We start from the raw sequence: 13,247 nt of genomic DNA on the forward strand, positions 1-13,247 counted from the left end.
CAGTCTCTGACTGGGAATGCTATCACAGAGGCTCTGCCTCTATTATTATGGAAGGCAGAGCCTTCTGAATTCATTCCCATACAGAGTATGGGAACGAGAAACGAGAAAGTATGGGAACGAGAAAAGGAGAAATACATTATTTCACCGAGAAAATTGCCGTTTTAAAGCTGTAAAAACTGGACAAGGGGCTGATGTTTGTAAATTCTCCGGTTTATTCCAAGTAAAAGGTGCTTTTTGAGCCGCAGACATCCATAATAGTCTTTTGGCTCTAGTCATGGCAACATAAAGTAAACGATATTCTTCAGCAATTTTCAGGTATTTTGATTCTTCCCAGGCTTGGTTAATATCTGGTATGGGTTTTTTGTGAAGTCCAGCACGAATTTGGGCGCGGGCAACTTCTGATAGAGTAAAATCACCTAAAAATTGTCCTTGGGGGGGAATCCAAAAGCGTCCAGGAATTAAATTTTCATGGAGAAAAGGCAAAAATACATAATCCCAGTCTAGCCCTTTGGCTTTGTGCATGGTGATAATTGTTAATTGTCCGGCTTTGGTGTATTGTGCTTCTACATTTTCTGGTTCTACAGATTCAAATCTTTCGGAATTGACAATTTCACTTAAAGTTGAGATCATTGCCCCCATAGAACTATTACCAAAAATTTGCTGATTTACCCGTTCTGCAAGTTTATCCGCAGTGGCCAATTCGGCTTGATCATATTTTAAGGTTAAGGCCAAAAAAGAAATTATTTGATAAAATGGTAATTCTAAATAAGCCCTGAGTAAACTCCGACAAAGATGAGCCGCTTTTTGGACTGTTTCTGTTTGGGGTGTGGCTAAAGGACCCGGATATAGAAATTCTTCAGGTAAACTAGCCAGAGTGTTAATATCTTGGGTAGGAATTAATTGTCGTTCTACAAGGACTTCTAAGGTAGCTTTGAGATAATCGGGGGAATGGGGGCGATCGCAAAACTGCAATAATGATAATATCTCTTGAGGAACATGAGAACGACGTTCTTTTTCTCCCACATCATAAAGTTTAATTTTATGTTCTTTGCATATTGGTTCTAAAGCCGCAGCTAACCATCGTCCTTGACGATTTTCTCGCACTAATATCGCTGCACAAGCTTGGGGATTTTCTGTAAATAGTTCAATTGCTCTTTGGGAAAGTAATTCAACTGTATGATGAATATCTCTAGGAGTATAAAGTTCGAAACCTTGTCCCACAGGTTGAGGATTGCCATTTTCTTGATTAACTGGGTGAATTTTCTGATTTCTAAATGGTGCTTGTCTATGTTGAGTTTTGGCAAAATCTTGATTATTGACCCATTCTAAAGCAAAGTTAGCCGCATCAATAATTATTTGTGTACTACGACCAGCTTGATCCATTTCCGCTAGTCTATCTTGAATTTGACAATCTTCGCAAAATTCTCGAAAATAAATAGGGTCAGCAGGTGTAAATGTAGAATTAATGGCTTGATTAGGATCACCAACTCTGATTAAATTCAAAGCTGATTTATCTAAATTATCGGCATATTCTTGACTAGCGAGTATTTCTAATAAATCTGTTTGTAAAGGACTAGAATCTTGAGCTTCGTCTTCAAAAACAGCAAAAACTTTATTTTGTTCAATGCGGCAGGTGCTAGGATTTCGCAAAACTTTTAAAGCCCCTAATATCATATCATCGTAATCAATAAAGTCTTGTAACTGCATGATTTTTTGATATTGTTCATATAATCCAGCGGCTATTCTTAAAATGTCATATTTATTATGAGTTTGTTCACTCCACTTTAATAAATCTGCTGGCGATATTCCCGAACTTTTGGCTTCATGAATCACCGTATAAGCTAAATCTGGCAATATTTCCGTTCGCAGCACCGATTGACGACGGAGTTTTTCGGTTTCTTCGCCATCAAATTGCTTTCCTGCAAGTAAACGTAGATAAATTTCTGGATAATTAGCAATCCATTGTTCTACTGCTGTGCGAATGAATTTATGACTTTGATTGGGTGTGATTAAAGTCGCATTTTCTAATTGTAACCCTGACAAATTCGGATGACGACTAGCGATAATTAACGCTAAACCATGCAAAGTATAAACGGCAAATCCTGTTTGTGGTAAAGATAATTTCTTTAAGTTTTCCCGAATTTTAAGTTTAATATTAGCAGTGGCGGAACGGGTAAAAGTAACAACAATTAACTGTTTATAATCCTGATTGCCTGTATTTAAATAATCCTCATATTGACGAGCAATGGCGATCGCTGCGGCTGCCGCCATTCCCGTTGATTTTCCCGCTCCAGGCACAGCAGACACAGCCAATGGTCCCCATCTCCAATCCGCCATTTGCGTTTGTCCTGGGCGCAGTTGGGCGCGAATGACAGCGATATTCTCTTTTAATTTAGTCAGTGGTGATTGGTCATTAGTCATTAGTTTTTATACAAGCTGTGTAATTTGATTTAAGTTAATATCCTCAATGAGAGGAATATCTACAGGGGTAGGTTTATTACATCGTACGATGCCTGCGGAGCGCTGGGCGATCGCTTTACACCTTAATCTTGCTAAACTAGAATAAACCTCACACCAGCAGGAGGACATAATGACTTTTACAACTGATATCCAGGAAGATCAAGACTTACGCCCTTATCCAGAAACCTCTCTTCCAGACCACACTCAACTCCCAGAGTCGGACGGTACATTTGTGAAAAATTGGCAAGAACATCCCCAAAGTATTCTACTAACTGATTCTATCAAACCAGTATTACAAAAACATCATCCAGACCTACAATATATCATAGGTCAAAATAGTGCTATTTATTGGCGCATTACCGAGCCGCCAGAAATTGGCGCACTAGCTCCAGACTGGTTTTATATACCCAATGTTCCACCTTTACTAGATGGTAAAATCCGACGTTCTTATGTGCGTTGGTTAGAATATATTTCGCCATTAATTGTGTTAGAATTTGTTTCTGGGAATGGTGCAGAAAAGCGAGATAAAACGCCTTGGAAGGGTAAATTATGGATTTACGAACAGGTGATTAAACCTGCTTTTTATGGCATTTATGAAGTGAATAAAGCCAGTATAGAAGTTTATGAATTAATTGGTGGAAAATATCAGTTATTAGCAGCAAATGAACGAGGACATTATTCAATTACACCTATGGGTGTGGAGTTGGGTTTATGGCAAGGTGAATATCAGAATGCAGAATTACCCTGGTTGCGGTGGTGGGATTTGCAAGGTAATTTGTTATTAACTGGTGAAGAAAGAGCAAATCGCTTGGCTGCACAATTACGGGCTTTGGGAATTGAACCAGAAGCGTAATATTAAATTAAATGTAATGGTGACGGTTTTGGATTTAATGGAAGTAAAAACAAATAGCCCGACTGAGAATGAATTCCCAGTCTAATAGCAAAAGTCATCTAAAGATGACTAAATTTGATATTAGGCGTTAAAACTAATTCTCTCATTAATCTTCTGTTAAACTTGCTTGTAATTCAACAATAATACTCTCCATAGACTGAGGTTTTAACTCTCCTTTGTGAAAGGCTGAGATCGCTTTTTTTGCATCTTCAGCAATTTCTTCACGACGAGATTCAATCATTTGATTTTTAATAATTTCTAATAACATTTCTCTTTGTTCAAAAGGAAGTTGATTAACAGTTAAAATTGCCTGTTCTAATGTTACCCTAATTTAGGTTCTCTTGATTTAATTGACTTTATTTAAATAGATTATAACTTAATTGAGGAAAAAGAGACATAGCACACCACACCTACAGGAAATTGCTTGGCCGCACAATTACGGGCTTTGGGAATTGAACCGGAAGCGTAATATTAAATTTAGGAGTTACGGAATAACGAACCACTCCAGGCACGGAGAACACGGAGAAAGGAGGGTTTGAGGAATATTTTGTGTAAGTCCTGAAGTTAAATATGGGTAGTGATTATATGGAAGGTCTCTACAATCTTTACCTCTAAATTTCTATTTACTATCTATAAAACCGTCAAAAGTTTGTATACTATCCATCCTAAACCTAAACCGATGTTGGAAGTGCCAGCTAAAATTAGAAAAGCATGAAACTTACTAAATGATTTTCTTAATTTTTCCTCAGCCAGAAGAGCAGGTACAGCCACAGCCGCAGCCAGAAACATAACCACAGCCTTAGCCACAAACGCAACCACAATCACAGCCCAAACCAAAGCCAAAGCCACAGCCACCTCCCAAGCGAAAGCCACAGCCCAAACCAAAACCAAAGGCACAAGCACAGCCCAAAGCCAAAACGGAGCATTAACCAGGGTTAAAGTGAAGCCAATAATACAATAATTCAATAATAATATAGTCAACGAAACCCAAGGAATTGTTCTAGCTGGTTTACGGTCAGGATAAACAACTTTTGACTTTTCAGTATTTCTAATTAACACTGCATTAACAATGTTTGTTCCTGCATTAACAATTTTTATTGTTACATTAACAATGTTTTTGCCTCTATTAATAAATTTTATTATTATATTAACAATGTTTTTCCTGACACTAACAATATTTAATATTACATTACTAACTTTTCTCTCTTTATTAGGAATTTGAGATTTATAATTTAACATTTCTAACCATAACTGCATTGATTTCGGTCTGTCTCTTGCTTCTAACGCCATACCTTTGAGAATTGCCTGATTTAATTCCTTGCTGATACCAGAAATAATTTTCTGCGGTGGAATTAATCGCTCTCTACCAACTTTACGAGCTAAAGAATTTGTCGGGTATTGACCAGTTACTCCATAATAAAGACTAGCAGCTAAACAGTAAATATCTACTCGTGGATCTCTACTTCCTTTAAATATCTGTTCATAAGGTGCAAATTCCCTATTAGCATCTCTATCTGTCAACGTTCTACTTAAAAAAATTATTTCTTTAGCAATGCCAAAATCAATTAAAACTGCTTTACTATTATTTCGTATCATGATATTTCTAGGGTGAGTATCTCTATGCACTAAACCCGCTTTATGTACCTTTATCAAAGCTGCTCCAATTTGGCGAATATAAGTTATAATCTCTGCTTCTGGTAATGCTCCACTACGGTTAATTACTTGAAATAAATTTTCACCTGGTATAAATTCCATGACTAGACAATAGGTATTACCTTCCTGAAATAGTTCAATTACCCCAACAATATGAGGATGAGGATCTTTAGATAACTCTGCTAATATTTGTCCTTCTGCAATAAATTTTTCTATATATTTTTCATAATCTGGATCATGTTGCAGATATTCATTAGGTGTTTTAATGACAACTGACCGCTTTAAATTAACTTGTAATGCTTGGTAAGTAATTCCAAATCCTCCTTGTCCGAGAACTTGCTGAATTACATATTTACCATTTTGTAATTCTTGTCCTGTTACCCAAGTCATAAACACCTCTGATTTACAAATTAATACTAATTTTGAGTAGCAAATTACAGCAATTCTGATTTAAGTAAAATACAAAAAAGAATTAAACGCGGATAGACGCAGATGAACACAGATAAGATAACTTTGTATTTCATTAAATTTAAAAAAGCTGTTTATTTATTAAAAACTGTTTATTTTTTGGTAGAAGTAGGATTGGGAGGTGGTGTTGTTGAACTCTTCCAACTAGCTATACCTTGGAGTAAAGCCCCAAAAGCTGTAATTGCAGCTATAACTAATGTCAAAATCTGCATTCTTTTATCCCAACTTACAGAAGGTTTGTTTTCCGTTCTGTTATTAGTGTGACTTCCTGCATTAGTATTTTGACCTTCTGCATTGACATTTTGACCTTCTGCATTGGCATTTTGACGTTCTGCATTGGCATTGTAAGAATTGCTATTTAATAATTTTAGCCATAATTCTATTGATTTTGGTCTGTTTTTGGCTTCTAATTCCATTCCTTTAAGAATTGCTAGATTTAATTCATTACTGATACTAGAAATAAGCTCTTGTGGTGGTGTTAAACGTTTATTGTCAATTTTACGTTTTAAAGCAGTTTCAGGAAGTTGACCAGTTATGGCATAATAAAAAGTTGCAGCTAAGGAATAAATATCACTAGCTGCGGTTGGTTTAGTATTTTTAGTGCAAAGCTCAAGAGATGCAAAACCCTCGACATTTTCTCTAACTCGTCGCGTTGTTAATTCATGATCAAAATCTAAAACTAAATCAAAATCAATTAATACAGCTTCAGATTTTCCCGCACGTAAAATAATATTTTCTGGCTGTACATCTCCATGAATTAAATGATGTTGATGTACAATTGTTAAAGCCGCGCCAATTTGTTGAATATAAATTAATGCTTCTTCTGAAGAAATTTTTCCCAGTTTATCTAAAGTTTCTCCAGGAATATATTCCATTACTAAACATGAATAACCTGCTTCTTTAAAAGGTTCGTAAAATTTGACAATATGTTCATGTTGACAAAGGGTAAGTTTTACCGCTTCTCGCATAAACATAGTTTCTAAACGTTCTTTCTCTAATTGATTAAGAGATGTAAGTGAATTAACATCTAAAGTTTTTAGCAGCAGAAAATCGTGCTGTTTGTTTTTAGCAATATAATTAATGCCAAATCGTCCTGTTTTTAACTTTCTCTCAATTGTGTATTTTCCACCTTGCAACTGATCACCTGCTACCCAAGCCATTTTTGCAACTCCCCAAATACTTGGATTAATTTTCGCACAAAAAGCTTGTGTAGTCTCTATCTAGCTTCAGTTTTTACCCAAAATCACGAAACTCCTTCCCATGCCATATTCTTAATATAAGAATCACATCTTCAATGCGTAATTCATCAACTTTCAACAGAAAATAATCCCTTGGTCTTCTATGAAACCTGCTTATATAATAAAAATATCTTAACTACTTGATTGTATGGGTAGGGGTTTAGCACTGCTAAACCCTTACACATCTACGCAAAACTGTTAAATTAATTTCTTCTTTCTGACTCGGTGACTTCTAGAGACTTCCAAATAAAAAAATGTCCCAAAACTGATGCAAAAATTCTCTCTCTGTGTACTCTGTGCCTCTGTGGTTCGTTTCTTGGGATAATTTATTTCTTGGAAGTCTCCTATTGCATTACTCGTCAATCTGCCAAGCATCTTTGGTATATTCTTCATCGAGAACTTTCTTAGGACGAACCAAGACAATCATTTTTCCTAACAAGGGAATTGCTGGTGCAGTTTCAAACCATTGAAAGTCAATACTATCGCCGTTTTCAAACACAAAGTAATTGGAAATATCCCATTCTCTTTGAGCGCGATCTATAACGATCATAATTGGTTCAACTTTGTTTTGATGGGGGTTGGGGAAAATATCGCTTTTACCAATGACAACTACAGGATCTTCGGCATTTAGTAGCACTTTCCAACCTGGTAAAGATACCCAAGCTTGTTCTCCGGCAAATTTGACGATCCGAAATGGTTGAATTTCGGTAATAAATGGTACAGCTTTTAATTCCTGTGATGTTAATGGTAACTCGCCTACAACCGGTAAAATCCGGGGTAAATCTTCATCAATTTCTAGACGATAAAATGGTAAAATCGGCGGTGCTACTTTAGCCGTAACGCTAAAATCCATTAACAGTTGTTCTAGTTGTTTTCTAGCTGTTTCGGAGTGAGCAAAGCGTAATCCCTTGGCAATTAAGCGCGATCGCTCGGATAAGTCAGATTTTTGTTTAGCATATTTCCAGGATTGATAGGCGATCGCATCTCCTGGATGTTTACTAAAACCTTCGGGTAAAGTAGGAAACCAAGAATAGTCTTTCACTGCTTTGGCTATATCCCTGACTACATCGGCATCAAGTTTGTATTGATATGTCAAATCCGCAGTCGTGGCTCGGTCTTCTTGGGTTAATCCACGCAATTCATATAAGACATCACTACTCTTGGTGCTATAATATGCCAATGTTGCCGATGATGAGCCACATTTTTCCATAGAATTATAAACCTGAGAGCCAACAATTACCTGATTTTGTTGAATTGGTTCAAATCCAGTGGCTTCAAAGATGTCTTGGGGATTGTAACCATTTTTTTGCAGGTAGGCGATCGCCTGTCCCCATTCCACCCAAGTCCCCTGTTTTTGTCTCAGCTTAACTAATAATTCTGTGGCTGTTTCTTGGTCAGGATTTGGCAAATTGGGCTGTATTTCGGTCATAATTAAAGGATGCGTCTTAAAAAGTTAATACTGTGTGATGAGCGTGAAGAAATATAAATCTGGAAAACTATCTTCTTCTCTTATGTGTATTTTGACTTATTACTCATGAAAATAGTCAGAAAAAATAAGTGAGATATATAGTTGTAGAATTAGTGTATCAAAGAAATTTGCATCTCACTTGAGTTTTCAGCGCTATTCTTAACATCATACAGATAGAAAATATAACAAAATAGCAGCTAACACGGATATATTTATGGATAAACCCAATTTTGAATCTAACCAAGTTCGCCGTCAACGCCTAACCCCTGAAAGTGCCAAAAAACTTAATGTTCCCTATTCCCTCAACAAATGAGTAACGAAGTCCGCGCTATATTTAATCGTATTGCTCCTGTTTATGACCAACTTAACGATCAGTTAAGCTGGGGACAACACCGCATTTGGAAAGAAATGACAGTCAAATGGAGCGCAGCTAAACCTGGTGATACTGGCTTAGATTTGTGTTGTGGTAGTGGGGATTTAACCTTTCGGTTAGCACGTCATGTAGGGAAAATAGGCAAAGTTTATGGAGTAGATTTTTCTGCTAACTTACTAAATACTGCTCAAGAACGCTGCAAAAATTACTATCCCCAACCTCCTATTAATTGGATAGAAGCAGATGTATTAAATTTACCTTTTGATGATAATTATTTTGACACAGCCACGATGGGGTATGGATTAAGAAATGTTAAAGATATTCCCGGTAGTCTCAAAGAAATACACCGTGTTCTCAAACCAGGTGCAAAAGCCGCAATTTTAGACTTTCATCGTCCCGACAATCAACAGTACCGCGCTGTGCAACAGTGGTACTTGGATAATCTGGTAGTTCCCATAGCTACTAATCTAGGCTTAAAAGACGAATATGCTTATATTAGCCCTAGTTTAGACCGATTTCCCACTGGGAAGGAGCAAATAGAGTTAGCTATTGAAGCCGGTTTTATGAATGCCACACATTACCCCATTGCTAACGGTATGATGGGAGTATTAGTAGTAAGAAATTAAAAATTAAGGTTCTACCGCTCCCCTTATGGAGAAGAATATTAATTTAATTTTTGTAGGTTGGGTTAAACGAAGTGAACCCCAACATTGGCGGTAAGATAGTAAGAGTTGTTGGGTTTCCTTGCGTCAACCCAACCTACAATAAATGTTGTTTTACGTAAAGGGAGCGGTAGAGCCAAAATTAATAATTCAATAAAACTTCCACCCTTACCCATTACCCATTACCCATTACCTAATCCAAAAGCCTGTGGATTTGTCTAGAATTCTATTATATATCTCTCCCCCCATTCTGGGTGGATTAATTGGCTATTATACCAACGACATAGCCATAAAAATGTTATTTCGTCCCTATAAAGCCGTTTATATTTTTGGACGAAAAGTACCGTTTACTCCTGGTTTAATTCCTAGTAATCAGGAACGGTTAGGACAGAATATTGCGAATGCGATTATGAAATCGCTACTGACTCCAGAAGAAATGCAAAATCTGGCGCGGAAACTCCTACAACCTGAACGATTACAAGGTGGAATTCTCTGGTTATTACGTCTGGTAGTTGATCAAGTTAAAGGTGATAAAAACCCTCGTAGCACTAAAATTTTAGCTGGTATTTTACGGGATTTATTAGGTGAATCTTTACCGCGTCTCTTGAAGGTTCTGGCGAGAAAAGAAACATTTTTAGAAACCCAAGTTAACCAAATATTTGACAAAGTATTACTAGAATTTCAACTCAGTGATGAACAATCTATCCGGTTAGCTGATTGGTTACTAGAGGTGGTTTTACCTTCAGATAGATTACGACAAGTTATTATTGATTTTTTAACAGATCGGACAATTCAAACTATTGATGAAAGCTTTCGAGAAAAAACCAGTGGTACTTATTGGGTAGTGGCAAATTTGTTTGGGTTGAAAAATACTTTAACTCGATTACGGACATTTTGCTTAGATGAGAAAGAAGCAACTAACAAGCGATTGCAAGAATTAATCAAAGATTTAAAAATGCGCGATCGCATTAAAGAATTATTACAAAATTTATCTTTGCAAAATCTCCCAGTTGGTACAGTGCGTCAACTGCGGAAAACTATTAGAGATAATGTCCGTCAATATCTACAAAATAGTGGTAGTAATTTACTGAAAGAATTAACAGAATCGGCTGACTGGGAAAGGATTTCTATTGTATTACTAAATCGCTTAAGTAGTTCAAGCGTTGTTAACACCTCCTTAGAAGTTGTTGCACGGGATTTAGCATTAATTTTAGAAAAGTATCTGGAAAAAGATTTAGAAGTTATTGTATCTCAAGCAATTCCTATTTTATCTATAGATCAGGTAATTGTAGAACGAGTCAAAGGTACATCACCTGCTGAGTTAGAAGATGCAATTGAGGGAATTGTCAGAAATGAATTACAAGCAATTGTCACTTTGGGTGGTGTTTTAGGTTTTGTTGTTGGTTTGTTACAAGTAGGATTTTTATTTTTGAGTCAATCTATGTAATGGGTAATTGGTAATTGGTAATTGGTAATTGGTAGTTTCTACTAACAACTGACAAATCAAGATTGTTGTTTACCCTTAGAAGCACATTTTTTTCTCCAGCATTGTTCTAAAAGTTGAATTCGCCAAAGCATAGCAAAACGTTGGGGATTCCAGATTACTTGAATATGATAGCTAAATAATGGCTGGTTTAAATATTGCCACAGAGGAAAGTTAATTTTTGTATGTTTGGGATTCATGGGGGGAAAAATATACTATATAATCAACCACTTCAGAAGTATCTGGCAATCTAAGTAGTGAGACAAAATTAATTACACAATGTCATTGCGTAAGCGTTGCGTGGCATTAGCCATATGGAACGAAGTGAAATGAAGCAATCGCAAGGGTTGTGATTGCTTCCCTTCCCTCGCAATGACTGTAAATATTTTTGTCCAATTACTTAGTTAATAAATTTCGATTACTAATACCTTCATAATTTGAGATTAAACTAGTATTTCACAATTGTCTTTGTGGAAATTACGGAAGTTAAAAAATTTAACTTTTGTAAGAGTTAAAAAATATCAGTCTAATTTTATTATCCACCTGGCGACTAGAAGTCGCGGCTACACAGACAAAACCCACCTTCGTGGGTTGAATACGTTATAGTTGTTTATCGCAAAACCCGTAGGGGCGCAGGGCGTGCGCCCTCCATTGTATTTTACAGCGGTTTCCAGTCGAATGTAATAGAATGGATTTTTGATTAGGTGGACTTTGCTTGTGTAGTAGCGACTTCTAGTCGCCGAAAACTTTTAAAACATCAATAGTATGAACCTGTTTTCCGGTGGTTAATAGCAGTCATGGCATCCGGCTTGAGTAATTTACCGTTGTCAACAGTTGCATAAATTACCCAATGATCACCGCATTCTAGGCGCTGTTGTACCAAACATTCTAGATATGCACAGGCTTCTGTTAAAATGGTACAACCATTATCGGCTTCCGCTGTGGGGAAGTTAGCAAATCTGTCTTCTCCAGGTTTAAAACTTTTGCGGAAATGTTTCATGTATTCCAGATGAACACCTTCAGGAAGGATATTCAAGACAAATTTACCACCAGGATATAATAGTGATTCGACTGCTCGCTCTTTGGCGATCGCTACAGTAATTCCCGGTGGGTTGAAAGTAGCCTGAGATACCCAAGCCCCCATCATCCCTGTCGAAAATTCTCCTTGTTTGGCTGCAATAACACAGACAGAACCAATAATCCGGCCGACAGCTTGTTCTGTGGGGGTTGCAGATTGTTGAGGAACACGCACTTTCTTGGCTTTTCGCAAACTTTGAGCAAAGTCTGTACCGACTTCTTCGCAATATTTGAGAGTGACTTCATCTGGTTTAAATTTGACTTTCAAGGTATCAAAACCGAAACGATAGCCAGCGTCTCGGAGTTTGCATTCTACCAAGTCTAAAGCTTCACCACTCCAACCATAAGAACCAAATACCCCCGCCGGTTTGGTATTATCACCGCTAGAGAGGACAATTCCTAATGCGGTATGAATGGGAGTAGGTGCGTGTCCACCAATGGTAGGAGTACCAATGATAAAACCATCTGCTTGTTCGAAGCTGGTACGGATTTCGTCAGCAGAAGCAAATTCACAGTTGACAGATTTAACTGCAACGCCACCTTTGGTTAATCCTAACGCCATTGCTTGTGCTAAGGTGGCAGTGTTGCCATAAGCGGAAGCGTAGAGAAGTGCTACGGATATTTCTCGATCTTTTTGAGCGCGACTCCACTCACTGTAGGATTTGGTTAGTTCAATTAAACTGGTGCGTACCAAGGGTCCATGACCGACAGCATACATTCTCACCTGTAAATCGGAGATTTTCTCCAAAGCTGATTCCACATGAGTTGCATGAGGAGCCATGAGGCAATTAAAGTAATAACGTTGGTCTTCTTTGAAAGTTTCCCAATGATCATCAAATACTTCTTCACCACAGATGTGAGCGCCAAATAGCTTATCTGTAAAAAGAATTTGGGTTTGTTGGTCGTAAGTACAAAGTGCTTCAGGCCAGCGGGGACTAGGAGTAGGTAAGAATTTCAAGACATGACCTTTACCTAAATCTAGGGTTTCTTTCCCCCGCATGACGAGAACTTTGATATCTTGGTCGGTGAAAGCAGCACGTAAATTATTAGCAGCGGGAAGGGAACAAACAAAGGTAATTTGGGGTGCGATCGCTAAAATTGCTTTTAAAGTAGGAATACGATTGGGGTTAAAATGTCCCAAAATTACATAATCCAACTTTTGCACATTAATAGTTTTCTGTAATGCTTCCAGATAAATTTCTGTAAATCCTTCGGCGGGAGCGTCTGTTAATGCAGTCTTATCGGCTTCTATTAAATAGCTATTAGAAGTAGTTCCCCGTTCTAGAGCATATTCAATTTCAAACCGCAACCGGGACTTACTACGCGATCGCATTACTTTTGTGTTAGTAGCAATTGGTAGTATTTGTACGTCTCTTGGTCTGGAATCGCTCATGGATACTTGTTGGGTCGAAAAAACTTGAGAAACCCAATTTTTAGCTGATTCAACAGCGTTAGAAAATGAATCTGGAAGTG

10 protein-coding genes are annotated in these 13,247 nt (G+C 37.3%); 3 read left to right on the top strand and 7 right to left on the bottom strand.

Features of this window, described 5'->3' with window-relative positions:
• Window positions 1-141 precede the first annotated feature (141 nt).
• Window positions 142-2,421, bottom strand: a complete 2,280-nt coding sequence (locus AA650_RS24850) for an ATP-dependent helicase (protein WP_053541062.1) — start codon at window positions 2,419-2,421, stop codon at window positions 142-144.
• 169 nt (window positions 2,422-2,590) lie between these two features.
• On the opposite strand from AA650_RS24850, the gene AA650_RS24855 reads away from it, so the two are divergent.
• A complete protein-coding gene (locus AA650_RS24855) occupies window positions 2,591-3,313 on the top strand; it encodes a Uma2 family endonuclease (protein ID WP_053541063.1) in 723 nt (240 codons plus the stop codon).
• Window positions 3,314-3,458: 145 nt separating this feature from the next.
• Here AA650_RS24855 and AA650_RS28465 read toward each other — a convergent pair whose 3' ends face one another.
• The 4 genes from AA650_RS28465 to AA650_RS24870 form a co-directional block, all read right to left on the bottom strand.
• Window positions 3,459-3,620, bottom strand: a complete 162-nt coding sequence (locus AA650_RS28465; protein WP_199924347.1) for a hypothetical protein — start codon at window positions 3,618-3,620, stop codon at window positions 3,459-3,461.
• A 362-nt stretch (window positions 3,621-3,982) separates the two neighbouring features.
• Window positions 3,983-5,395, bottom strand: a complete 1,413-nt coding sequence (locus AA650_RS24860; RefSeq protein ID WP_053541064.1) for a serine/threonine protein kinase — start codon at window positions 5,393-5,395, stop codon at window positions 3,983-3,985.
• A 170-nt stretch (window positions 5,396-5,565) separates the two neighbouring features.
• Window positions 5,566-6,633 carry a serine/threonine protein kinase gene (locus AA650_RS24865; RefSeq protein ID WP_053541065.1) on the bottom strand — a complete coding sequence of 356 codons (1,068 nt, stop codon included), beginning with the start codon at window positions 6,631-6,633 and terminating at the stop codon, window positions 5,566-5,568.
• 430 nt (window positions 6,634-7,063) lie between these two features.
• Window positions 7,064-8,140 (bottom strand): RuBisCO accumulation factor 1, encoded by a 1,077-nt coding sequence (locus tag AA650_RS24870; protein WP_053541066.1) that lies wholly within the window; start codon window positions 8,138-8,140, stop codon window positions 7,064-7,066.
• A 348-nt stretch (window positions 8,141-8,488) separates the two neighbouring features.
• On the opposite strand from AA650_RS24870, the gene ubiE reads away from it, so the two are divergent.
• Together ubiE and AA650_RS24880 are read left to right on the top strand one after the other, a co-directional pair.
• Window positions 8,489-9,178, top strand: a complete 690-nt coding sequence (gene ubiE, locus AA650_RS24875) for a bifunctional demethylmenaquinone methyltransferase/2-methoxy-6-polyprenyl-1,4-benzoquinol methylase UbiE (protein ID WP_053541067.1) — start codon at window positions 8,489-8,491, stop codon at window positions 9,176-9,178.
• Between the two features lie 244 nt (window positions 9,179-9,422).
• Window positions 9,423-10,661, top strand: coding sequence for a DUF445 domain-containing protein (locus AA650_RS24880; protein ID WP_053541068.1), 1,239 nt, complete (start codon window positions 9,423-9,425; stop codon window positions 10,659-10,661).
• A gap of 56 nt (window positions 10,662-10,717) precedes the next feature.
• Here AA650_RS24880 and AA650_RS24885 read toward each other — a convergent pair whose 3' ends face one another.
• Window positions 10,718-10,897, bottom strand: coding sequence for a hypothetical protein (locus AA650_RS24885; RefSeq protein ID WP_199924348.1), 180 nt, complete (start codon window positions 10,895-10,897; stop codon window positions 10,718-10,720).
• A gap of 557 nt (window positions 10,898-11,454) precedes the next feature.
• The gene (locus AA650_RS24890) at window positions 11,455-13,167 is read right to left on the bottom strand and encodes a diflavin flavoprotein (protein ID WP_053541410.1); all 1,713 of its coding nucleotides are present in this window, start codon (window positions 13,165-13,167) and stop codon (window positions 11,455-11,457) included.
• Window positions 13,168-13,247: the final 80 nt, after the last annotated feature.

This window comes from Anabaena sp. WA102, assembly GCF_001277295.1.
GTDB classification, from domain to species: Bacteria; Cyanobacteriota; Cyanobacteriia; order Cyanobacteriales; family Nostocaceae; genus Dolichospermum; species Dolichospermum heterosporum.

Coding starts and splice junctions, on each gene's coding strand:
- AA650_RS24850 (WP_053541062.1), bottom strand. CDS start 2,421: ATGACTAATGACCAATCACCACTGACTAAATTAAAAGAGAATATCGCT.
- AA650_RS28465 (WP_199924347.1), bottom strand. CDS start 3,620: ATGTTATTAGAAATTATTAAAAATCAAATGATTGAATCTCGTCGTGAA.
- AA650_RS24865 (WP_053541065.1), bottom strand. CDS start 6,633: ATGGCTTGGGTAGCAGGTGATCAGTTGCAAGGTGGAAAATACACAATT.
- AA650_RS24855 (WP_053541063.1), top strand. CDS start 2,591: ATGACTTTTACAACTGATATCCAGGAAGATCAAGACTTACGCCCTTAT.
- AA650_RS24860 (WP_053541064.1), bottom strand. CDS start 5,395: ATGACTTGGGTAACAGGACAAGAATTACAAAATGGTAAATATGTAATT.
- ubiE (WP_053541067.1), top strand. CDS start 8,489: ATGAGTAACGAAGTCCGCGCTATATTTAATCGTATTGCTCCTGTTTAT.
- AA650_RS24885 (WP_199924348.1), bottom strand. CDS start 10,897: ATGAATCCCAAACATACAAAAATTAACTTTCCTCTGTGGCAATATTTA.
- AA650_RS24870 (WP_053541066.1), bottom strand. CDS start 8,140: ATGACCGAAATACAGCCCAATTTGCCAAATCCTGACCAAGAAACAGCC.
- AA650_RS24890 (WP_053541410.1), bottom strand. CDS start 13,167: ATGAGCGATTCCAGACCAAGAGACGTACAAATACTACCAATTGCTACT.